22 protein-coding genes are annotated in these 22,554 nt (G+C 57.3%); 13 read left to right on the top strand and 9 right to left on the bottom strand.

From position 1 onward, the window contains the following. Positions 1-45: 45 nt before the first annotated feature. On the top strand, positions 46-741 hold the full coding sequence (locus tag AC2FGC_RS03175; protein WP_496719988.1) for an SIMPL domain-containing protein: 696 nt from the start codon (positions 46-48) through the stop codon (positions 739-741). Positions 742-743: 2 nt separating this feature from the next. Here the strand turns inward: AC2FGC_RS03175 and AC2FGC_RS03170 are convergent, their stop codons facing one another. From AC2FGC_RS03170 to AC2FGC_RS03160, 3 genes are all read right to left on the bottom strand, one after another. Further along, positions 744-1,454, bottom strand: a complete 711-nt coding sequence (locus AC2FGC_RS03170; protein ID WP_496781404.1) for a GNAT family N-acetyltransferase — start codon at positions 1,452-1,454, stop codon at positions 744-746. 3 nt (positions 1,455-1,457) lie between these two features. Continuing rightward, complete coding sequence (locus AC2FGC_RS03165) at positions 1,458-2,750, bottom strand: O-acetylhomoserine aminocarboxypropyltransferase/cysteine synthase family protein (RefSeq protein ID WP_282150981.1); 1,293 nt, start codon at positions 2,748-2,750, stop codon at positions 1,458-1,460. Positions 2,751-2,822: 72 nt separating this feature from the next. Next, on the bottom strand, positions 2,823-3,818 hold the full coding sequence (locus AC2FGC_RS03160; protein ID WP_496722297.1) for a GT-B fold glycosyltransferase domain-containing protein: 996 nt from the start codon (positions 3,816-3,818) through the stop codon (positions 2,823-2,825). Between the two features lie 167 nt (positions 3,819-3,985). Between AC2FGC_RS03160 and AC2FGC_RS03155 the strand changes: the two genes are divergently transcribed. The 4 genes from AC2FGC_RS03155 (at position 3,986) to preA (ending at position 8,318) form a co-directional block, all read left to right on the top strand. Continuing rightward, positions 3,986-4,618, top strand: coding sequence for a cupin domain-containing protein (locus AC2FGC_RS03155; protein WP_496781403.1), 633 nt, complete (start codon positions 3,986-3,988; stop codon positions 4,616-4,618). 159 nt (positions 4,619-4,777) lie between these two features. Further along, entirely contained in the window at positions 4,778-6,112 is a 1,335-nt protein-coding gene (locus tag AC2FGC_RS03150) for an NAD(P)-dependent oxidoreductase (RefSeq protein ID WP_496722301.1), read from the top strand. 46 nt (positions 6,113-6,158) lie between these two features. Next, positions 6,159-6,995, top strand: a complete 837-nt coding sequence (locus tag AC2FGC_RS03145) for a methyltransferase domain-containing protein (RefSeq protein WP_496781402.1) — start codon at positions 6,159-6,161, stop codon at positions 6,993-6,995. 18 nt (positions 6,996-7,013) lie between these two features. Continuing rightward, positions 7,014-8,318 (top strand): NAD-dependent dihydropyrimidine dehydrogenase subunit PreA, encoded by a 1,305-nt coding sequence (gene preA / locus AC2FGC_RS03140; protein WP_496722305.1) that lies wholly within the window; start codon positions 7,014-7,016, stop codon positions 8,316-8,318. A gap of 131 nt (positions 8,319-8,449) precedes the next feature. On the opposite strand, the gene AC2FGC_RS03135 is transcribed toward preA, so the two are convergent. The 5 genes from AC2FGC_RS03135 to AC2FGC_RS03115 all read right to left on the bottom strand — a co-directional run bounded on the left by AC2FGC_RS03135 (position 8,450) and on the right by AC2FGC_RS03115 (position 12,893). After that, the gene (locus tag AC2FGC_RS03135) at positions 8,450-9,709 is read right to left on the bottom strand and encodes a TRAP transporter large permease (RefSeq protein ID WP_170557840.1); all 1,260 of its coding nucleotides are present in this window, start codon (positions 9,707-9,709) and stop codon (positions 8,450-8,452) included. Continuing rightward, a complete protein-coding gene (locus tag AC2FGC_RS03130; RefSeq protein WP_496722307.1) occupies positions 9,706-10,239 on the bottom strand; it encodes a TRAP transporter small permease in 534 nt (177 codons plus the stop codon). The genes AC2FGC_RS03135 and AC2FGC_RS03130 overlap by 4 nt, the downstream gene beginning before the upstream one ends. Positions 10,240-10,302: 63 nt before the next feature. Further along, positions 10,303-11,277: a TRAP transporter substrate-binding protein gene (locus AC2FGC_RS03125; protein WP_496722309.1), complete on the bottom strand. Its 975-nt coding sequence runs from the start codon at positions 11,275-11,277 to the stop codon at positions 10,303-10,305. 24 nt (positions 11,278-11,301) lie between these two features. Further along, positions 11,302-11,844, bottom strand: coding sequence for a 3-hydroxyanthranilate 3,4-dioxygenase (locus tag AC2FGC_RS03120; protein WP_496722311.1), 543 nt, complete (start codon positions 11,842-11,844; stop codon positions 11,302-11,304). A 95-nt stretch (positions 11,845-11,939) separates the two neighbouring features. Further along, positions 11,940-12,893: a dihydrodipicolinate synthase family protein gene (locus AC2FGC_RS03115; protein ID WP_496722313.1), complete on the bottom strand. Its 954-nt coding sequence runs from the start codon at positions 12,891-12,893 to the stop codon at positions 11,940-11,942. A gap of 145 nt (positions 12,894-13,038) precedes the next feature. On the opposite strand from AC2FGC_RS03115, the gene AC2FGC_RS03110 reads away from it, so the two are divergent. The 3 genes from AC2FGC_RS03110 (at position 13,039) to AC2FGC_RS03100 (ending at position 16,293) form a co-directional block, all read left to right on the top strand. After that, positions 13,039-13,812 carry an aspartate dehydrogenase gene (locus AC2FGC_RS03110; RefSeq protein WP_496722315.1) on the top strand — a complete coding sequence of 258 codons (774 nt, stop codon included), beginning with the start codon at positions 13,039-13,041 and terminating at the stop codon, positions 13,810-13,812. 2 nt (positions 13,813-13,814) lie between these two features. Then, a complete protein-coding gene (locus AC2FGC_RS03105) occupies positions 13,815-14,759 on the top strand; it encodes a LysR substrate-binding domain-containing protein (RefSeq protein ID WP_496722317.1) in 945 nt (314 codons plus the stop codon). A gap of 103 nt (positions 14,760-14,862) precedes the next feature. Then, positions 14,863-16,293 (top strand): NAD-dependent succinate-semialdehyde dehydrogenase, encoded by a 1,431-nt coding sequence (locus AC2FGC_RS03100; protein WP_496781401.1) that lies wholly within the window; start codon positions 14,863-14,865, stop codon positions 16,291-16,293. A gap of 30 nt (positions 16,294-16,323) precedes the next feature. Here the strand turns inward: AC2FGC_RS03100 and AC2FGC_RS03095 are convergent, their stop codons facing one another. Continuing rightward, positions 16,324-16,932, bottom strand: coding sequence for a TetR family transcriptional regulator C-terminal domain-containing protein (locus AC2FGC_RS03095; protein ID WP_496722321.1), 609 nt, complete (start codon positions 16,930-16,932; stop codon positions 16,324-16,326). Between the two features lie 171 nt (positions 16,933-17,103). Here AC2FGC_RS03095 and AC2FGC_RS03090 point away from each other — a divergent pair, with 171 nt between their 5' ends. From AC2FGC_RS03090 to AC2FGC_RS03070, 5 genes are all read left to right on the top strand, one after another. Then, positions 17,104-18,354 (top strand): Zn-dependent hydrolase, encoded by a 1,251-nt coding sequence (locus tag AC2FGC_RS03090; RefSeq protein ID WP_496722323.1) that lies wholly within the window; start codon positions 17,104-17,106, stop codon positions 18,352-18,354. A 73-nt stretch (positions 18,355-18,427) separates the two neighbouring features. Further along, positions 18,428-19,882: a dihydropyrimidinase gene (gene hydA / locus AC2FGC_RS03085; RefSeq protein WP_496722325.1), complete on the top strand. Its 1,455-nt coding sequence runs from the start codon at positions 18,428-18,430 to the stop codon at positions 19,880-19,882. A gap of 55 nt (positions 19,883-19,937) precedes the next feature. Continuing rightward, positions 19,938-20,735: an ABC transporter ATP-binding protein gene (locus AC2FGC_RS03080; protein WP_496722327.1), complete on the top strand. Its 798-nt coding sequence runs from the start codon at positions 19,938-19,940 to the stop codon at positions 20,733-20,735. Continuing rightward, positions 20,728-21,657: an ABC transporter permease gene (locus AC2FGC_RS03075; protein WP_058277687.1), complete on the top strand. Its 930-nt coding sequence runs from the start codon at positions 20,728-20,730 to the stop codon at positions 21,655-21,657. The genes AC2FGC_RS03080 and AC2FGC_RS03075 overlap by 8 nt, the downstream gene beginning before the upstream one ends. After that, on the top strand, positions 21,654-22,544 hold the full coding sequence (locus AC2FGC_RS03070; RefSeq protein WP_496781400.1) for an ABC transporter permease: 891 nt from the start codon (positions 21,654-21,656) through the stop codon (positions 22,542-22,544). The genes AC2FGC_RS03075 and AC2FGC_RS03070 overlap by 4 nt, the downstream gene beginning before the upstream one ends. Positions 22,545-22,554: the final 10 nt, after the last annotated feature.

Raw genomic sequence — 22,554 nt, 5'->3', positions numbered from 1 at the left:
CCCTCGCCACCCCATGTTGGGGGGAAGAAAATTGGAGGGAAGACCTTGAATAAAATCGCTTTTCTGGCCGCAGTTCTGACGATGTCGGTTGCGGGCATGACCCATGCGGAAGAACGTCGCATCACCGTTGACGCGGCGGGAACCGTACAGGCTACGCCTGATATGGCGACCATAACTCTGGGCGTGACTAATGAGGACGCGCAGGCTTCGAACGCGATGAAGGCCACTTCGGAATCGGTATCTCAGGTCCTGAGTCGGTTGCAGGAACTTGGCATCGAAACGCGTGATGTGCAGACCCGCGATGTGTCTTTGTCACCGGTTTGGAACAATCGGAACAGCGCCAGCGGAGATCGACCCGAGATTTCCGGTTTTGTCGCCTCGAACCGAGTCGTTGTGCGTGTGCGTGATCTGTCGCAGCTTGGCACGATCATGGACGCGGTTATCCAGGACGGAGCCAATGATTTTGGCGGTCTGAGCTTTGGCGTGCAGGATCCAAAACCGCTGCAAGCGCAGGCGCGGGCCAATGCTGTGGCCGAAGCGACCGCCAAGGCCGAGCAGTTGGCACAGGCGGCTAACGTGACACTCGGACCAGTTCAAGAGATCAGCGAACAGGTCGGTGGCGCGCGCCCCGTCGCCATGATGCGGGAATTCAGCGCTGCGGATGCAGGTGGTGTACCGGTCGCAGGTGGCGAGGTGTCCGTTTCGGTCACCGTCACCATGGAATTCGAAATCTCTGAGTAACCTCAGACGCTTGCGCGGGCCTTCAAAGGTTGCCTTTGTTGGCCCGTCTGGTCGAAATTGTCCGGCGATAGCCAATCCTCAAAGGCGCTGCGGATGCGGGGCCATTCGCTGTCGAGGATGGAATACCACGCCGTATCCCGGTTGCGACCTTTGTAATGGGTGGCCTGTCGGAAAATACCTTCAAAGGTAAAGCCCAAACGCTCGGCCGCGCGACAGGACGGCGCGTTCAGCGCGTCGCACTTCCATTCGTAACGGCGATAGCCCAACTCATCGAACACGCGCTGCATCATCAGGAACATAGTCTCGGTCGATTGCGGGCTACGCTGCAACAAGGGTGAGAAGTGGATGTGTCCCACCTCGATCGCACCCGCCGCCGGGTCAATCCGCAGGAATGAAGCCATACCCACCGGCGTATCGTTGCTGTCCTGTACCGTGTGGAACATCGGATCGGAATCCATGCAGGTCTCACGGGTCCAATCCTCAAACTCGCGCTCGCCGTCGAACGGCCCATAGGGAAGGTACGTCCAGTTGTGGCCATCCGTGTCGTTGGCAAACGCCCGGAATAACCCGGGCGCATGCCTATTCACATCAAGCGGGACAACGGAACAATATCGGCCTTCCATCGGCGTGTAAGGTGGTGTTGGGCGAGGGAAATCGCCCGTTACCGGCAATCCGATGGGTTGGCCCAGATCATTGGTGTTGTGCCCGCTCATGGATCAGGCCGACGCTTTGGCCAGCGCCTGATCAAGATCGGCGATCAGGTCATCTGCGTCTTCGATACCAATGGACACCCGCACAACGCCGGGGCCAGCGCCTGCGGCCTCTTGCTGTTCCGGGGTCAGCTGGCGGTGCGTGGTCGAAGCCGAGTGAATGATTAGCGACCGTGCATCACCCAGGTTGGCCACGTGGCTGAAAATCTCAAGCGCGTTGACCAGCTTGATACAGGCGTCATAGCCGCCTTTGACCGCGAAGGTGAACAGGGCACCCGCGCCCTTCTTGTAGTGCGCTTTGACCCTATCACTGTAGGGTGAAGACGGCAGCCCGGCATAAGTGACGTATTCCACGCGGTCATCTGCCTCGAGCCATGCGGCGATCTTTTGGGCGTTTTCGACGTGACGCTCCATCCGCAGGGACAGGGTCTCGATCCCCATCAGCGTGTAATGCGCCGCCTGCGGGTTCATGGTCATGCCCAGATCACGCAGGCCAATGGCGATGCCGTGGAAGGTGAAGGCCAGCGGGCCAAACGTCTCGTGGAACTTCAGGCCGTGATACGCTTGTTCCGGCTCACTGAGTGACGGGAACTTGTCATTTGCGGACCAGTCGAACTTACCCGAATCCACGATGCAGCCGCCGGTGACGGTGCCGTTGCCGGTCAGGTATTTGGTAGTCGAGTGCACCACCAGCGTCGCGCCATGCTCGATCGGGCGGCACAGGTAAGGCGTGGCCGAGGTGTTGTCGACGATCAGCGGAATGCCCGCCGCATCGGACACATCCGCCAGCGCGCGGATGTCAGTGACATAGCCGCCGGGGTTGGCAATGGATTCGCAGAACACCGCACGGGTGTTTTCGTCGATAGCGTCTTTGACGGCGTCCAGATCGTCGGTGTCGACAAACTTGGCGGACCAGCCAAAGCGTTTGATGGTCTGGCTGAACTGCGTGACCGTGCCGCCATAGAGGCGCGTCGAGGCGACCACATTGCAGCCCGGACCCATCAGCGGGAACAGCGCCATTATCTGTGCTGCGTGACCTGACGAGCAGCAAACCGCGCCGACGCCGCCTTCCAGCGTGGCGACACGTTCCTGCAGAACGGCCACGGTGGGGTTGGTCAGGCGGGAATAGATGAAACCAACTTCTTGCAGGTTGAACAGGGCGGCCGCGTGATCCGCGTCGCGGAACACATAGGCTGTCGTCTGATAAATCGGTGTCTGACGCGCGCCAGTTGCAGGATCGGGTCGGGCGCCCGCGTGAATTTGAAGCGTATCAAAACCGTAGGTGGGGCCGTCAGACATCTTGGAAATCTCCTGTTGGAAAGTGCGTTGCTGAATCTCTAGGCGATTGGGCGCGCGCAGACAACATTCCTGTCAGCGCATCCAAAGACCATTCTTGCGTATCGTGTTGCGAATAACCTGCTCGCGTTTGGGAAGGTTCTCGCGGTCGAACATGTCCCTGATCTTGTGACCTTTGCGCTGCAGAACCAGCTTCTTGATCGGGTCATATCCCTTGAGGACCTTCTTGACCCGGTTTGGCGCAACCACGGTTTCCAGCACCTCGACAGCGTGATCGCTTTCACGGGCGTAGAGCAGGGGGAACAGGCGGTAATGACAGCTGACCGATCCGTCCAGAAGACCTGCGGGCAGGGCATCGCGACCGCCGCCGAACGAGTGGATAACCAGCGGCAGTGCAGCCTGATCCAGCCAGGGGTCAAAATTCTGTCCTGCCATCTCGGGGATTTCGCCGTCGCGGATCGTGCAGGCATAGTCCAGAAAGCGCTTTCCGAAGGTGTGAGGGCAGGAATGAAAGAAATACCCGGCATTGAAGTACAGATAGCGCCGCCAGTAATCCACCGGTTGGCTGGTATCCAGCGAGCTGTCGAAATCCAGTCCGAACCTTTGGTAAAGCGCCTTCCAGATCCCATCCAGTCCAGGACCATACAAGGTTGGTTTGGGCCAGGTTCCTTCGACCCTTAGCGATGCGCCGGGGCGGTCAAAGTCGAAGGGGACGCTGGTCAGGTCGCCGGTGATCAGTGTGTCACTGTCGAAAAACACAAAGGGCTCACCCTCGGGCATGGCCAGCAAAGCTTCGATCTTGTTGCCATAAGGGTAACTGGCGCCAAATACACTGTTTTCGAACGGCAGGATCTCGGCATCCAACTGGCGGAGTGCTTTCAGCAGATCCTCGTCCTGAATTCTGGGGTCTTGCTGCCAGCGTGGACCGGGTTGCGGAACAGCCACGAACAGTCGACCGGAAAAATCAGGGCTGCTGTGGCGTAGCGAGGCGGCAAACAAAAGGGCTTCGTATTGCAGACGGTTGTTTTGCCCGATGATAACGATGTTGAATTTCGGGGCGCTGGCCTGCATCCGGGGACTTTCAGTTCTTGTGGCTGCCGTGGTCCGGCGCTGCTCGGGTTTCTTGTCGGACGTACAGTATGCAGACGCGCCCGTCAAAACCAGATGCGATGCGCGCAATTTGAAAAATGTCGGCGCAATCCCATGTTAGGGACACGTCCCCGTTCAGGAGTGCCCCCATGAGGATCAACGCAGATTTCACCAAACGTGTTGCAGTTCATTTCGACCAGAATGAATGGATCGCGTCGCCAGTTGCCGGTGTAGAACGCAAGATGCTGGATCGCATCGGCGAGGAGGTTGCCCGCGCAACGACAATCGTCCGTTTTGCTCCGGGCAGCGCGTTTTCTGCCCACACCCATGACGGGGGAGAAGAGTATCTGGTTCTGGACGGCGTATTTCAGGACGAAACCGGTGATTTCCCGGTCGGCAGCTATGTGCGAAACCCTCCGACCTCGTCGCACACGCCTTCAGCTAAAGAGGGTGCGACAATCCTGGTGAAGTTGCATCAGTTTGACCCAGACGACCGGACTGAGGTGCGCCGTTCGATCAATGGTCAGGGGAACACTCAACTGTTCAAGGACGCGCATGAAGATGTCCGCGTGTTCAATCTTGCGGCGGGCGAGGCGTTGGATCTGGACGCGTCGCACGGAATGGAGCTGTTTGTGATCGAAGGTTCGCTGAGGGAATCTGACGAGGATTTCACGACCTGGGATTGGCTGAGATTGCCGCCGGGCGCGCGATCAACCGCCGTGGCTGGGCCTTCTGGGGCGCGCGTTTGGACCAAAACAGGGCATTTGGCCCAGATGGTCTGATACGTTCGCTGCAAGAAAAACAGGCAGAAACAAAGGAAAACCGGGTCGATTGGCCCGGTTTTTTCATTTTTTGACCATTTGGCAAATTTTACCATTTGATAAAAAATTACTTTGTGGCAAGCTGAGGTCACAACAAACATATCTACAGGGAGTAGAGTGATGGCACAGGGCCAGATTGCCCCCGGCATTGTCTCCGGGCGGCTGTCCAGCGATGAGCTGACCTCGAATTTCACGGATTTGCATCCGCCACTGGCCCCCCATGAGGCCGCCGTGGCAGCGGATCGGTGCTATTTTTGTTACGACGCGCCATGCGTCACAGCCTGTCCGACAGACATCGACATTCCGCTGTTCATGCGCCAGATTCAGGCTGGTCAGCCCGAAGCGGCGGGTGAGACCATTTTGGCGCAGAACATTCTGGGTGGCATGTGCGCCCGCGTTTGCCCGACTGAAACGCTGTGCGAAGAAGTCTGCGTGCGCGAAACCGCCGAAGGTTCACCGGTCGAAATCGGAAGGCTGCAGCGTTACGCGACGGACAGCGTGATGGTCGGCGGGGAACACCCGTTCCAACGGGCCGCACCCACCGGCAAAACGGTTGCCGTGATCGGGGCAGGACCTGCGGGTCTGGCCTGTGCGCACCGGCTGGCGATGTTTGGGCATGACGTGGTGATCCACGAAAGCCGCCCCAAGCCGGGTGGACTGAATGAATACGGGATCGCCGCGTACAAATCGACGAACGATTTTGCGCAGGCCGAAGTAGACTGGCTGCTTAAAATCGGCGGTATTTCTATCGAAACCGGTTCTGTTTTGGGAGAGGGCGTCTCGCTGGACGGGCTGGTTGAGAATTACGATGCAGTATTCTTGTCTATCGGCCTTGCCGGGGTGAATGCCCTGCGTGCGCAGGGTGCTGATCTGGACGGTGTCAGCCACGCGGTCGATTTCATCTCGGACGTTCGTCAGGCCTCGGACCTGTCGCATCTGCCGGTGGGTCGCAACGTCGTGGTGATCGGCGGTGGCATGACCGCTGTGGACGCTGCGGTGAAATCGAAACTGTTGGGCGCCGAACATGTCACCATCGCATACCGCCGTGGGCGAGATGCAATGGGCGCCAGCCGGTATGAGCAGGACCTCGCGTCCTCGCACGGCGTCAAGATCATGACCAACGTACAGCCTGTGGCCGTACACGGAAACGGGGCAGCGGCAGAGATCGAACTGGAGTATACGTCCAGTCACGACGGTCAGCTTTCGGGCACCGGAGAGATGATCCGCATACCCGCTGATCAAGTCCTCAAAGCGATCGGTCAAAACCTAGACGGCGCGCCGGAAGGGCTGAAGCTGGATGGCAACAAGATCGCTGTGTCTGGCGCGGGGCGCACCTCGATGGGTGGCGTCTGGGCCGGAGGCGATTGCGCCGCGGGTGGCGAAGACCTGACCGTGACCGCCGTCGCCGAAGGCCGGGATGCGGCGATGGACATCCACGCAACGCTCGTTTCGTGATAGGATGGGGCATTCACCCCATCCCATTCGCTGCTGAGGTATTCTCATGTCCCAGATCGAACAAGCTGTTGCGCAACACTATACGACCGGAGCCTTGACCGACCGCGTGCGCGCGGCGCTTGAGGCCAGTGGGATTGACCCGGACGCGGCCACGGTGGCCGATCTGAAGGCGGGGGATGAGTTCCACACCGGCGGCGTTCTGGCGACAGACAACCTGTTCGCGCAATTGTCACCGACCCATGCAACGCGCGTTCTGGACGTGGGATGCGGCATAGGTGGCACGTCGCGATACATCGTGGATCGCTATGACTCGACGGTTACCGGAGTCGATCTGACACCGGAATTCGTTGAAACAGCTACCGCCCTCAGCGATCTGGTCGGGCATTCCGACAAGGCCAGTTTTCACGTCGGCAGTGCTTTGAACATGCCGGTGCCGGATGCCGGATTTGACCTTGCCGTCATGTTGCATGTGGGCATGAACATCGAAGATAAGGCCGGGCTGTTCGCAGAAGTTTCGCGCGCGCTGGCCAAGGGCGGAACATTTGTCCTGTTTGATGTGATGGGCGGGGATGTGGACGAACCGCTGTCCTTCCCGCTGCCCTGGTCAACGGTGTCCGAAACCTCGTTTGTACATGCACCGCAGGTCTACAAGGACGCCGCGGGTGCCGCCGGTCTGGAACTGGCCGCCGAGACCGACCGCACAGAGTTCGCACTGAAGTTTTTCGAGGACGTCTTCGCGCGCATCGCTGAAAGCGGACCAGCCCCCTTGGGCATCCACCTGATGATGGGCGAGACGGCGCCTGAAAAGTTTCAAAACTACGTCACGAACCTCAAGGCCGGGCGCATTCGTCCGACCGAAATGATATTCAAGAAAACCGGCTGAGCCGGGAAGGGAGAAGCCATGGCCGATCTGACAACAAACTTTCTGGGCATTTCCAGCCCCAATCCTTACTGGCTCGCCTCGGCGCCGCCGACAGACAAGGAGTACAATGTGCGCCGCGCATTCGAGGCCGGGTGGGGCGGTGTCGTCTGGAAAACGCTCGGGTCCGAGGGGCCGCCGGTCGTAAACGTGAACGGGCCGCGCTACGGCGCGATCTATGGCGCGGATCGCCGCCTGTTGGGTCTCAACAACATCGAACTGATCACCGACCGCCCGCTTGAGGTGAACCTTGAAGAAATGGCCCGAGTCAAGGCCGACTACCCGGATCGCGCGCTGATCGCCTCGATCATGGTGCCCTGCGAAGAAGAGGCCTGGAAAGCCATCCTGCCGCGCGTCGAAGAGACCGGTGCAGACGGGATCGAACTGAACTTTGGCTGCCCGCACGGGATGAGCGAACGCGGAATGGGCGCAGCCGTAGGACAGGTGCCGGAATATATCGAGATGGTCACCCGCTGGTGCAAGAAATACTATGACCGGCCCGTGATCGTGAAGCTGACGCCAAACATCACTGATGTTCGCAAGCCTGCCGAAGCGGCGAAAAACGGCGGCGCGGATGCAGTGTCACTGATCAACACGATCAATTCGATCACCAGCGTCGATCTGGACACGTTCAGCCCGGAACCGTCGATTGATGGCAAGGGCAGCCACGGCGGGTATTGTGGCCCGGCGGTGAAGCCAATTGCCCTGTCGATGGTGTCCGAAATCGCGCGCGCCGAAGCCACCCATGGCCTGCCGATTTCCGGCATTGGGGGCGTGACCACATGGCGCGATGCGGCAGAGTTCATTTCGCTGGGCTGTGGTAACGTTCAGGTGTGCACGGCTGCTATGACCTACGGCTTTAAGATCATTGACGAACTGACCGCAGGTCTGTCCAAGTGGATGGATGAAAAAGGGTACACAAACGTGTCCGAGATTGTCGGTCGTGCCGTTCCGAACGTGACTGACTGGCAGTATCTGAACCTAAACTACGTGGCCAAGGCCAAGATCGATCAGGACCAGTGCATCAAATGCGGTCGCTGCTATGCCGCGTGCGAAGACACCAGCCACCAGGCGATTTCCATGTCCGATGATCGGGTATTCGAGGTCATGGATGACGAATGCGTCGCCTGTAACTTGTGCGTAGACGTGTGCCCAGTGGATGGATGTATCTCAATGGTGCCAATGGCCGCGGGCGAGGTTGATCCGCGTACAGGGCAGGAAGTTCAGCCGGAATATGCGAATTGGACGACCCATCCAAACAACCCGATGGCCAAAGCTGCCGAGTAATTTGGTTGCTAAAAACAAGAAGGGGCCCCAAAGCGTGGGCCCCTTACTAATTGTGCTGTTGACCACGTGAATGGCGGTTATTGCCCCAACTGAACAGTGTCTCCAAAGACCCGCAGCTTCATCTCGTTTCGCTAGATCAGGTAGGTCGACAAGATCGGAGCATAGCTGAGCAGTATTAACACAGCAGCCACTGCAATCAGGAACGGCCAAAGCGATTTCAGAATTGCTCCGGGGGTCGTGCCGCTCATGGATGAGGCGATATAGAGGCCGATCCCGACGGGCGGAGTCAGCAGGCCAAGAACAAGGTTCAGGCATACAACAACTCCGAATTGATAAGGGCTGATGTCGTAGGATCCAGTGGCAATCGGTAACAAAATAGGGGTGATCAGGATGATGGCGGCGATCCCGTCGATCACCATCCCTACCAACAGCAGGGCGGCATTTACGATCAGCAGAAACATGAACGGGTTGGATGTGATGGATGTGATCAACCCGGCGAGCTGCTGCGGTATTTCCTCGTAGATGATGACCCAGCCAAATACGCTGGCCGCGGCGATCATGAACAGGATCATCGACGCATTTGCGGCTGTTCGCTTGAACATCTCGCCCAGATTCTGCGGCTTCAGATCTCCGTAAATCAGCCATCCGACCAGAAATGCGATTAGCGAAGCGATGGCGGCGGATTCCGTTGGCGTTGCAATTCCGAACAGAATGCCGCCAATGATCGAAACCGGGATCAGCATGGCGGGCAGGGCGGCGATCAGGGCTTGTACGGCATCTTTGCGGGACATCCAGACTCCCTTTGGGAATTGCTGAACCCAACCAATTAACGTGATTACCAGTGCAAAAGCTCCGGCCAAAAGCAATCCGGGAATGATCCCGGCTATAAACATGTCGCCGATAGGGATCTGCGCCAGAACACCGAAGATAACAAACATCATCGACGGCGGGATGACCGGCGCCAACAGGCCCCCGGCGGCTGTTGTTGCGGCGGCGAAGCCCTTGCTGTAGCCCTCTTCCTCCATCGCGGGAACCATGGCGCGGGACATCACAGCGATCTGTGCGGTCGCCGAACCGATGATGGCGGCCATGAACATATTGGCCAGCAGATTGATATAGGCGAGCCCACCCCGAAACCCGCCCACGAAAACGCGCGCCAAGGCGACCAATCGACGGGTCATGCCACCTTCGTTCATCAATTCTCCGGTCAGCATGAAGAGCGGGATAGCCAGCAGGCCGTAGTTTTCCAACCCGCCAAACATCTTCTGAGCGAAACTGTCATAAAGAACCGTGTTCCCGCTTTCCCAGATGTACCAGATCGCGGTGATCGCCAGCACGATGGCGACAGGGACCGACAAAAGCAGCGTCGCCAGAAAGACAATAGGACTCATGCCTGCAACCCTCGTTCAGGTCGCGCTACAAGATGCATTGTTGAATGCAGCGTGGCCCCCAAGGCAAATAGCCACATCACGAACCAAAACAGGAATTTTGGCAGCCCGAGTGTCGAGGTCGGCTCAGCATAGATGAAGTTGAACGTGTTGCCCTGAAAAGCCATTGCGTCGAACCCAGTGCGGGCGATGTCCAAAGGCAGAAACCAGCGCCAGCAGACCCACAGCATCGCGATTGCAAAAATGAAGACAACGATATCGACTGCTTTTTGGATGATTGCCCGGACCTGAGGCGGAACCAGATCCACAAGGATTGTGATCGAGACCGAATTGCGGTGATGTAACGCCGCGGATGCGCCAAGGAATGTCATCCACACCATGGCATAGATTGCCAGTTCATCCACCCAGAACAAGGCGTTACCCGCAGTGCGTGTCACGACATTCAACAAGATCAATAGGGTGACGCAAACGGCCAGTGCTGCAGCACACCATAACTCAACCCACGCCCACGCTGCAGACAGCCGGTATAACATCGCCGATCCCCTATGGAAAAGGGCGCAGGATTGACCTGCGCCCTTTCCTTGAAACGTTCAACTTTATTTGGTTTCTGCCGCAGTCTCCCGCAGCGCGTCAAGGGACGAGGTTTTTTCGGACCAGATGCCGTTCCACTCCTCAATAGCGTCGCCAAAGAATGAGGCATCGACTTTCTTGTAGGCCTTGCCGGTTCCCTCGATCTGTTCCAGCCACTCCGCTTCGTTTGCAACATAGGCGTCGATGGTGCTGTCGACATGCTTGGCCATCAGTTCACCGATCATCGCGCGGTCTTCTTCGGACAGTCCCGCCCAGACTTTGGCCGAGACCAGCCCGACCATCGGAAACATCATGTGGTCGGATTGAACGATCGTGTCGGCGTGATCATAGTATTTCAGCACCCAGATCAGTTCTGCATCCATATCAATGGCATCGACCTGCCCATTGGCCAGCGCGTCATAGACTGCTGGCAGTGGCATCGGTGTTGGTGCAGCTCCGACCGCGTTGTAGAAATCCAAAATCGGCGTGAACGGCGTGATCCGCAGTTTCAGACCAGACAGGTCCTCTGCCGAAGACACATCGCCCCGGCTGACGATCTGGCGCAGCCCGGCCATACCGTAACCTAAGCCTACAACGCCAACCTGACCAGGCAGGGGTTCCAGCATCGATTTTGCGGTATCCGAACGCAGGATGCGCCCCGCGTGGCCGATATCATCCGCGAGATACGGCGCATAAAACGCACCCAGCTCAGGTGCGCGGTTTGATACTTCGGCCACGGTCATGAAGGCCATGTCCAGCGCACCAGTCTGCAATTGCTGCAGCATTTCCGCCTCATTTCCCAGCTGACGGGCGGGGAAAACGGACACGGTATGCGCACCACCGCTGGCTTCGTTCAGCTCGGCCCCAAAGGACTCGGCAGCTTTGGTCCAGATATGCGGAGGTGGCGTGATCAGGCCCAGACGGAATTCATCTGCATGGGCGGCCAGCGATGTCACAGCAAGCGCTGCAGCCGAAGCGGCGATCTTAGCAAAATGTTTCATGTTCTTCCCTGTTGTTTGTTCATCTCAGAGTGTGACCCAGCCCTCTGGCGGCTCTTTTCCCGGGTGCACGGTCTGGCAGTTCGGGCATGTTCGGTCTTCTTCTGATGAATAGAATTTTTCGTAGACCGGCGGCAAGTCCTTGACGATGGACTGCAATTGCATCTCGGCCCGGTGAACGCGGGTGCCACATTCAAAGCAATACCATTCAATCGCGTCCAGCTCGCCTGTTTGCCGTTTGGGTTCGATGACCAATCCGATTGAGCCTTCTTGCGGTCGCTGTGGTGAATGGCGCACATGCGGCGGCAGCAAGAAGATCTCACCTTCGCGGATCGGAACGTCATAGAATTCCTCTCCGTCATACAGCTTCAGCACCATGTCGCCTTCCAGCTGATAGAAGAACTCTTCGACAGGGTCGTCGTGGTAATCTGTCCGTTTGTTCGGCCCGCCGACGACCGTGACCATAAGATCCGCATCCTCCCAGACCTGTTGATTGCCGACAGGTGGTTTCAGCAGGTGACGGTGCTCATCAATCCATTTCTGAAAGTTGAAAGCTTTTAACTTCGACATGTCCCACTCCCTGTTTGCAGAAGTTTGGCCGGTTTTTTCATAACCGCAAAGAAATTATCCGCATCTAGATATCTGATTTGCTTATATCGATGCGGTTAGGGCTTTAAGCCGCATTCCTCGAACCCTTTGCGGATGATCTCTTTTTCCGCATCCGTCAGTTCAAGCATCGGGGGCCGCACGCGCCCTCCGGTCTGCCCCAGCAGCTCTTGCCAGTACTTGCCGAAAGCTGTGGGTTTGTCCGCAGGTTTGGTTCGTTTCATCGCATCACGAACCGGGTTCAGGCTGTCAAAAACCCTACGCGCCTCGTCTGCTTTTCCCGCAAAGGCCAGCCGCGTGTATTCATTCATGCGCTGATCGTTCTTGGACTGGATTTGATAGGGCGGGGACGAGCAAAGGTACAACTTCCAATCAAGCTCCAGAATATTGTCCAACCATTCATGTTCGGCCGAGGTTGAGACATGGATTTTGTCACCAACCATATGAGTCAATTTCACATACATCTCACGCGGGACTGAGTATTTGATCGCCACGATATTGGGCAGCTCTGCAATTCGCGCGCACTCCTCGGGCTGCATCAGGTAGCCGCTGTCAGGGTGGCTCCACATGGCGATCCCGATGTCCAGTTCATCGCAGAACCGTTTGTAGTACTGGTAAAGAACTTCACCACGATCCTGAACAAAACTCAGGACAGGCGCGTGCAGAACTATGTAATCAGCTCCGCAATCCTGCGCATGGCGGGCCAGTTCCAGCGCCGTGTCCATGTTCTGATCCGAGACCGAGACGATCACTCCGGCCGTGCCCGCGCATTCATCGACCGCAATTTCAAAGTTGCGCTTGCGCTCATCAAGGCTCATCGAAAAAAACTCGCCCTGTTTCCCCGCCACGAACAGGCCCTGAATATCCAGATCGTCGATCCAGTGACGAATGTTTGACCTCAGGCCTGCCTCATTCAGTGACAAATCATCGTTGAACGGGTTCAGGGCCGCCGCCCAGATACCGGTCATGTGCGCGCGCGCATAGGCTTTTGCATCGTATTTAGAGTAATTCATATCAGGCGGACCTTCTGGTTATGCTGCTATGAAAGCCCGATCATCTCGTCTGATCCAATGCGAAAGCTGGGAATTGGGTATCAGAAATTAGAATGTCCAAAGAATATCAATTTAGGAATCTTTGGCGCTGGGTTAAGTTTGCCGCATGAAAATTGGATTGATTGGAAAAGGCGCGATCGCGCAGCATGTCTTGGATGCGATTCAGGCGCGAGGGCATCAGGTTCATGCGGTTCTGGTTCGCGCAAGCAGCGTTTCGCAGGATCCGGATTTATTTGTGAGCTCTGTAAAAGATCTCACTTCCAGAGCAGATCTGGTGATCGACTGCGCGGGCCATCACGCGTTGGCGGAGTACGGTCCTCAGGTTTTGTCCCGTGGAATTGATATGGTCACCGTATCCATCGGCGCATTGGCAGACCGGCAGGTCGCGGATGCACTGGAGTCCTCTGCTCGCGGCGGGGGGGCCAAGCTGCACCTGGCCAGTGGCGCCATCGGTGCGCTGGATTGTCTTGGTGCGGCTGCGACCGGCAAGTTGGACGAGGTTATCTATGTCGGGCGCAAGCCACCGCGGGGCTGGAAAGGTTCAATGGCTGAGGACAAGTTAGACCTCGCAAATCTCACCAAGGCCGAAACGCATTTCAATGGCACCGCTCGCGAGGCCGCGCTGAACTATCCCAAAAACGCAAACGTGGCGGCGGCAGTCGCTTTGGCTGGGCTAGGGTTCGACGACACGCAGGTTCAACTGATTGCGGACCCTTCAGCCAACGGCAACACTCACGAGATCGAGGCCCAAGGCGAATTCGGGCGGTTTCATTTCCAGATCAGCGGCAAGTCCCTGCCGGACAATCCACGCAGCTCGGCCTTGGCCGCGATGAGTGTGGTGGCAAAGCTCGAGCAGCTTCTGGACCCAATTGTGATCTGACCATGGTGGGACGTCACTCACGCATCGTCGATCGCGCCCTGACCCGGCTGAAACTGCGCCAACTGCGCCTGCTGGTTGCTGTGGGTGCGCATGGCAACATCCAGAACGCAGCACGCGAGCTGGGTATTTCTCAACCCGCAGCAACCAAGATGATTCAGGATCTTGAACTGGATTTTGAGGTCAAGCTGTTCAGCCGAACAAATCGGGGCGTGATCCCGACTGTGTTTGGAGAAACCCTGATCCGTCATGGCAAACTGATCTTTGCACAGGTCTCGAACGCCGCGCAGGAACTGGATGACTTGAACGAAGGAAATGCGGGCCGCGTTGTGGTAGGCACTTTGCTGGCAGCGTCGACCAGCCTTCTGCCAACGGCTATTGAAATCCTGCTTGCTGACCGTCCGAACGTGGCCATCAAGATTAACGAAGGCACGAACGAAGTCTTGATGCCACGGTTGCTTTCGGGCGAGATCGATATGGTGGTCGGGCGCCTTCCATCCCATCGACATCGCGACAAGATCAGGCAGGAAAAGCTGTTTGAAGACCGTATTCTGGCGATTGTCGGCAATCAGCATCCCTTGTCCGAACGTCAAAACATCTCGTTCGCGCAGACCAAACCTTTTGGCTGGATTGTGCCACCACTTGAAACCACGCTGCGGCGTCAGCTTGATCATTTCTTCGTTGGTCAGCAGCAGTACGTCCCGCCTGTGATGATCGAATCCGTGTCCTACCTGACCAACCGGGCCCTGTTACAGTCGCGGGATCTGATCGGGCTAATGCCGGCCGAGGTCGTTTCGCAGGACATCGCCCACGGCTACCTGTCGCCATTGGATTGGGATGTCCCATTTGGGCAGGGGCCGATTGGTGTCTCATTCCGGGCGGATGATGATCTTTCCCCCGCTGGTCGTGCCTTTAAATCGGCGCTGCATCAGGCGGTGAAACAGAAATGAGGTCAGGTATTCGTCAAATTGATATCAGTATTCACCCAATTCACTTGAAGTAATGCCAGCCATTGCGTGATCTGAAATAGTCAAAGTCGGAGGCACCGGTTTCATGTATCCTGAGCTTAAGCTGTTCATCGCGGGCAAGTGGCGCACAGCCAACCGGGACATACCGGTCGTAAATCCAGCGACCGAGGGCGAAATCGGGCGTCTTCCCTGCGCGTCGAAGCAGGATCTGGATGACGCTCTGGAGGCCGCAGCCCGTGGCTTTCGCGTATGGAGTCGCACCTCACCGCGCGAACGTTCCGACACAATTTTGCGCGCTGCTGCGCTGATGCGGGAACGTCAGGAAGAGATTGCCCATGCCATCACCATGGAACACGGCAAGCCGCTGAAGCAGGCCAGGCTTGAGGTTATCCGAGGGGCAGAGTTCTTTGAATGGGACGCGGGCGAGGCGATGCGGACCTATGGGCGGGTCATCCCTGCGGCTCCGGGTCACAAGTTTTCCGTTCATCACCAGCCTATCGGTGTCGTCGCAGCCTTTTCACCCTGGAATTTCCCGATGAGCCAACCAGCACGCAAAATCGCTGGCGCGCTGGCTTCGGGCTGCTCAATCATCCTGAAGGCGGCCGAGGAAACGCCTGCGGGGGCCATACACATCGCAAAGGCCTTCGAAGATGCGGGTCTGCCTCCGGGTGTGCTGAATCTGGTGTTCGGAGAACCGGCGGAAATTTCCGGCCATCTCATTCCGCAGGATCCAGTCAGGCTCGTGGCTTTCACCGGCTCAACGGCTGTGGGGCGGCATTTGACCACTTTGGCATCGCAACATATGACATCGGTTCTCATGGAACTGGGCGGCCACGCGCCCGTTATTGTATGCGAAGATACTGACGTTCAAACCGCTGGGATTTTCAGCGCCGTTCGAAAAATGCGCAATGCCGGGCAGGTGTGCACATCGCCCACAAGGTTCTTTGCGCATGAGAGCATCTTTGAAGATTATGCCACAACTTTCGTTGAACGCGCTGCAGCAACTGTTGTCGGAAACGGCATGGACCAAAATGTGGAAATGGGGCCTTTGGCAAATGACCGGCGGGTGCCTGCACTGACCGAATTGGTGGAAGACGCCCGTGAAAAGGGCGCGACGGTTGCCACGGGTGGCGCCAAACATGGCGACAAAGGGTACTTCTTTCAGCCCACCGTCCTGCTGAACGTGCCCGACAACGCCCGGATCATGCAGGAGGAACCTTTTGGTCCGGTGGCTGTGATCAATCCGGTATCCTCACTGGATGACGCAATCGGCAAAGCAAACTCGGTGCCCTATGGGCTGGCCGGTTATGCATTTACAAATCGTGCGGACTATATCGACCGGCTGATTGATGAGGTTGAGGTTGGTAACCTGTCGATCAACACGCTGGAGGCTTCCATGCCCGAAACCCCCTTTGGTGGGGTGAAATCCAGCGGTTATGGTCGCGAAGGCGGCACCGAGGGGCTGGACAACTACATGGTTGTCAAGAATGTGTGGCATTCCGCCAATATTACCTGAGAATAGGGACCGCCGAAAAAAGCGGTTCTTCTATGGCGTTAGAAGTTTCCGGTAGAGCGTGTCGATAAACGGCTCGGCCCCTTCAAATGGGTCTTCGTCGCCCAGAATTGCGCGGACCTGAACGTCGAAGTCGGCGTAGTGCTGTGTCAGCGCCCAGATTGAAAATATCAGGTGATAGGGGTGCAGGCGCGCGATTTTGCCCTGATCCATCCACTGCGTCAGTATTGCCGTTTTCTCATCCACCAGAGATTTTAGGTCGTGCGACAGAGATTCGTGGATGCGCGGAGCGCCTTGAACCAGCTCGTTTGCAAATAAGCGGCTTTCGCGCGGCAGATCTCGGCTCATTTCCAGCTTGCGGCGGATATAGGCGAGGATTTCTTCCATCGGATCGCCATCCGCGTCCAGATCATGCAGTGGGGCAAGCCAGACCTCCAGCAGGCCTGACAGCAGGGCTGTGTGGATCGCCTCTTTCGACGGGAAATAATACAACAGGTTCGGCTTGCTCAGCCCGGCCTCGGTGGCGATTTGATCGACGGTCGCCCCACGAAAACCATGCGCCGAGAACACGTTCAGTGCGGCTTCGAGAATCGCGGCGCGGTTCTTTTTCTGAATTCGGGTCGGGGCGCGGTCTTTGGGCATGTTTCCTGACTGTCTCTTTTTCCGCCAAGCGGGCACCAAATATGCCGAATTTTCCGGCGGCACCATGCAATTTCTTGACTGATGTCGAACCCGTGATAGCGTGAGTTTGACCAGATGGTCAAATCAAGACACCAAAAGCGAGCCAAATCGCAAGCAACAGGGAAGAACAAGATGGCAGCTCCGGCGCAAAACCTCAGGATCAATGCCGACAGACTTTGGGACAGCCTGATGGAGATGGCCAAGATCGGCCCCGGTGTTGCGGGCGGCAACAACCGCCAAACCCTGACGGATGAAGACGCAGAAGGGCGTGCTTTGTTTCAAAAGTGGTGCGAAGACGCCGGTTGCACCATGGGTTTGGATCAGATGGGCAATATGTTTGCCCGTCGCGAAGGGACTGATCCGGAAGCGTTGCCGGTCTATGTCGGCTCGCATCTGGACACCCAACCAACCGGCGGCAAGTATGACGGCGTGTTGGGCGTATTGGGTGGGCTGGAGATTATCCGCACGCTCAACGATTTGGGCATCAAGACCAAACACCCGATCGTTGCGACCAACTGGACCAACGAAGAGGGCACACGTTATGCACCAGCGATGCTTTCCTCAGGGGTGTTCGCCGGGATGCACACGCAAGACTGGGCCTATGACCGCGAGGATGCCGAGGGCAAGACGTTCGGCGATGAGCTAAAGCGCATTGGCTGGCGGGGAGACGAAGAGGTCGGTGCCCGCAAAATGCATGCCTTCTTTGAACTGCACATCGAACAGGGGCCGATCCTTGAGGCCGAGGGCAAGGATATCGGCGTTGTGACGCACGGGCAGGGGCTGAGCTGGACGCAGATCACCGTGACAGGCAAAGACGCACATACTGGATCTACTCCGATGCCGATGCGCAAAAACGCGGGTCTGGCGATGGGGCGTATCCTTGAGAAAGTGGATGAGATCGCGTGGTCTCATGCGCCCCATGCCGTTGGTGCTGTAGGGCATATTGACGTGTTCCCGAATTCTCGGAACGTGATTCCTGGCAAGGCGGTGTTCACGGTCGATTTCCGCTCGCCGGATTTGGCGGTCATCACAGATATGGAAAACCGTTTGCGCGTTGCGGCCGAAGATATCGTGGAAGAGATGGGCCTGCAGATTGAGTTCGAGAAAGTTGGTGGGTTTGATCCGGTGAAGTTCGACGACAGCTGTGTCGCGGCTGTACGGGACGCGGCAGATCGGCTGGGATACTCGCACACCGATATCATCTCGGGCGCAGGGCATGATGCCTGCTGGATCAACCGCGTGGCACCGACTGCGATGGTCATGTGCCCGTGCGTTGACGGATTGAGCCACAACGAAGCCGAAGAGATCAGCAAGGAATGGGCCGCGGCAGGTGCGGATGTCCTGCTTCACGCCGTCGTCGAAACCGCAGAAATCGTTGAATAAAAGGGAATAGGCCTGACCGCCGGGTTCTCACGTCAAACAACATGAGGCGCAAAGCGCCCGCAGGGAGAAAAACATGTCTACTGTGATCAAGAACGGAACCGTCGTTACCGCCGATCTGTCCTACAAAGCAGATGTCAAAGTCGAGGACGGTGTTATCACTGAAATCGGTCTGGGTTTGAAGGGCGACAAGGAACTGGACGCCACCGGCTGCTACGTCATGCCCGGCGGGATCGACCCGCATACACATCTTGAGATGCCCTTCATGGGCACTTATTCCAGTGACGATTTCGAAAGTGGAACGCGGGCCGCTTTGGCGGGCGGCACCACGATGGTCGTCGATTTCGCGCTGCCCAACCCGGGCGAAAGCCTGTTGGACGCGCTGAAGCGATGGGACAACAAATCCACCCGTGCAAACTGTGACTATTCCTTCCACATGGCCGTGACATGGTGGGGGGAACAGGTGTTCGATGACATCAAGACGGTGATCGAGACGAGGGGGATCAACACGTTTAAACACTTCATGGCCTACAAGGGCGCGTTGATGGTGAATGATGACGAACTGTTCGCCTCGTTCAAGCGTCTGTCCGAACTGGGCGGCATCGCGATGGTTCACGCCGAGAACGGCGATGTGGTGGCGGAACTTAGTGCCAAACTGCTGGCCGAGGGGAACAACGGCCCCGAGGCGCACGCCTATTCCCGCCCGCCGCAGGTTGAAGGCGAGGCGACCAACCGCGCCATTATGATTGCTGATATGGCGGGCGTGCCGCTTTATGTGGTGCATACGTCCTGCGAGGATGCGCATGAGGCGATCCGGCGGGCCAAATTGCAGGGCAAGCGGGTCTGGGGCGAACCCCTTATCCAACACCTGACGTTGGATGAGAGCGAGTATTTCAACCAAGATTGGGATCATGCGGCACGTCGGGTCATGAGCCCTCCGTTCCGGAACAAGCAGCATCAGGACAGTTTGTGGAATGGCCTGCAATCGGGATCGTTGAGCGTTGTGGCCACGGACCATTGTGCCTTTACCACCGAACAAAAGCGCTATGGTGTGGGCGACTTTACCAAGATCCCCAATGGCACCGGCGGGCTTGAAGATCGGATGCCGATGCTGTGGACTCATGGGGTAAACACCGGGCGTTTGACGCCGAACGAGTTCGTCGCGGTGACTTCAACGAATATCGCCAAGATATTGAATTGTTATCCGAAAAAAGGCGCTGTTTTGGTTGGCGCTGATGCGGATCTGGTGGTTTGGGATCCTGAAAAGTCCAAGACGATCAGTGCGGACTCGCAGCAATCTTCGATCGACTACAACGTGTTCGAGGGCAAAGAGGTCAAAGGCCTTCCGCGCTTTACCCTTACTCGCGGGCACGTGGCTGTGCATGATGGGGAAATCCGCACGCAGGAAGGCCATGGCGATTTCGTTGCACGTGAGGCCAATACCACTGTGAACAAAGCGCTAAGCACCTGGAAAGAGCTGACCGCGCCTCGGCCGGTTGAACGGACGGGCATCCCGGCGACGGGCGTATGATGCGTGCGGGCCGTAATTCATGCGGCCCAAAATCAAATCTTTTCAAGGCTATGGAATGAATACTGAAAGCACTACCCAGCCCGTTATCGAGGCAAGGCAGCTGGATCTGACCTTCCAAACCAATGACGGACCAATCCACGCGTTGAAAGACGTGAACCTGACGGTCGACAAGGGTGAATTTGTCAGTTTCATTGGTCCCTCAGGCTGCGGGAAAACCACCTTTTTGCGCTGTATCGCTGCGCTCGAAACACCGACCGGAGGAACCCTGACGGTCAATGGCATGACCCCGGATGAGGCGCGGCGGAACCGGGCCTATGGCTATGTGTTTCAGGCGGCGGGGCTGTATCCTTGGCGCACCATCGCCAAGAACATCAAGCTGCCGCTTGAGATCATGGGATATTCGTCTGCAGAACAGGACGAGCGGGTGAGTGACGTTCTGGAACTTGTTGATCTTGAAGGGTTTGGCGGCAAATTTCCGTGGCAACTGTCCGGCGGTATGCAGCAACGCGCCAGCATTGCGCGTGCGCTGGCATTTGACGCTGATATCCTGCTAATGGACGAACCTTTTGGGGCGCTGGACGAGATCGTGCGCGATCACCTGAACGAACAGCTTTTGGCGCTATGGGCGCGCACAGAAAAAACCATCGGATTCGTCACGCACTCGATCCCCGAGGCAGTGTATCTGAGCACCAAAATCGTGGTGATGAGCCCGCGACCGGGGCGGATAACGGATGTGATCGACAGCCCGCTGCCGAAGGAACGTCCATTGGATATCCGCGACACGCCTGAGTTCATCGAAGTGGCTCATCGTGTGCGCGAGGGTCTACGGGCGGGGCATGCGGACGATGAATGATGGGTTCAAAGCTTTCTGGGCAGTTCTGACCGTTCTCGCGGTGATCGTCGTCTTTTGGTATGCGGCCTGCATTCCAATGAACATCAAAGGTGTTTTGACGGAACAGGAGCGTGCAGGGGCCGAAGTTCAGCCACCTTCGGCTAAAGATCGTCGGGATATGTCCGAATTCGGACTGGTGTTGAATAACAGCTTTGCCATTCCCGCCACGTGGGAGCAGGACCGGCCTCGCCTGCCGGCGCCGCATCAGGTCGCCGTCGAGATGTGGGAGACCACTGTACAGAAAAAAATCACCTCGAAGCGGTCACTTATCTATCATGGCTGGGTCACGCTGAGCGCAACGATGCTGGGCTTTGTGATCGGTACTGGATTGGGCATTCTGCTGGCTGTCGGGATCGTGCACAGCCGCGTCATGGACCTGTCGGTGATGCCATGGGCCATCGTCAGCCAGACGATTCCCATCATCGCTTTGGCGCCAATGATTATCGTGGTGCTGTACTCGGTGGGCATTCAGGGGATCATCCCCAAGGCGGTAATCTCGGCCTATTTGAGTTTCTTCCCTGTGGTTGTCGGTATGGTCAAAGGGCTTCGCAGCCCGGATGCAATGCAACTGGACCTGCTGCGCACTTACAGCGCCAGCCGGTCGCAGGGGTTCTGGAAGCTGCGCTTGCCTGCATCGATGCCATATCTGTTTACGTCCCTGAAGATCGGCATTGCGGCTTCGCTGGTCGGCGCCATCGTTGGTGAATTGCCAACAGGGGCGGTGGCCGGTTTGGGTGCGCGTCTGCTGGCAGGCAGCTACTATGGGCAAACCGTGCAAATCTGGTCGGCCTTGTTTGCAGCGGCCATTCTGGCGGCCTGCCTGGTCGGGTTGCTGGGGCTTGTAGAACGGAAGGTCCTGAAAAGAATGGGGATGGCGCAATGATACTAGTGCTGTTTGCAATCGTCGTTTGGGTCCTGGGTTGGTGGCTGAATAGCCGTCTGGCCAGCGGGCCTTATGCGGACACGCGCATGGTGCGATTTCTGGCTCCGTTCATTTTTGGCATAACGATCATTGTCATATGGGAGCTGCTGGTCAGAGGCCTAGACGTGTCTTTGGTCATACTGCCGGCGCCATCTGTAATTGCGGTGCGCTTTGCCAATAGCCTGCCGATCCTGTGGGAGGACTTCGTTCAGACCATCATCAAAGGCGCGTTCAGCGGGTACATAATTGGGTGCTTCGCCGCATTCCTGATGGCAATTGCGGTGGATCGCTGGGATTTCCTCCGACTTGGGTTGCTGCCCGTTGGGAACTTTGTCGCAGCGCTGCCAATCGTCGGGACCGCACCCATCCTGGTGATGTGGTTTGGGTTCGACTGGCACTCCAAAGCTGCCGTTGTCGTGGTGATGGTGTTCTTCCCAATGCTGGTCAACACCGTGGCTGGTCTGCGTGAGGCCACGGCCATGCAGCGCGACCTGATGGAGACCTATGCGGCCACCTATTGGCAGAGCTTCCTGAAGCTGCGATTGCCCGCTGCGATGCCCTTTATCTTCAACGGCTTAAAGATTTCTACCACCCTAGCGTTGATCGGCGCTATCGTGGCAGAGTTCTTTGGCTCGCCCACGCTAGGCATGGGCTTTCGGATATCCACCAGCGTGGGGCAATTGTCGCTGGACATGGTCTGGGCCGAGATTGTGGTGGCCGCTTTGGCCGGAACCGCATTTTATGGTCTTGTCGCAATGATCGAAAAGGCGGTGACCTTCTGGCACCCGTCGCAACGTGGATATAACAATAATTCAACAGACCCCAAAAGGGGCACCAACAGCAACTAGGAGATATGAA

Source organism: Ruegeria sp. CDSC054 (genome assembly GCF_059610645.1).
This window is presented reverse-complemented; position numbering and strand designations above follow the sequence as displayed.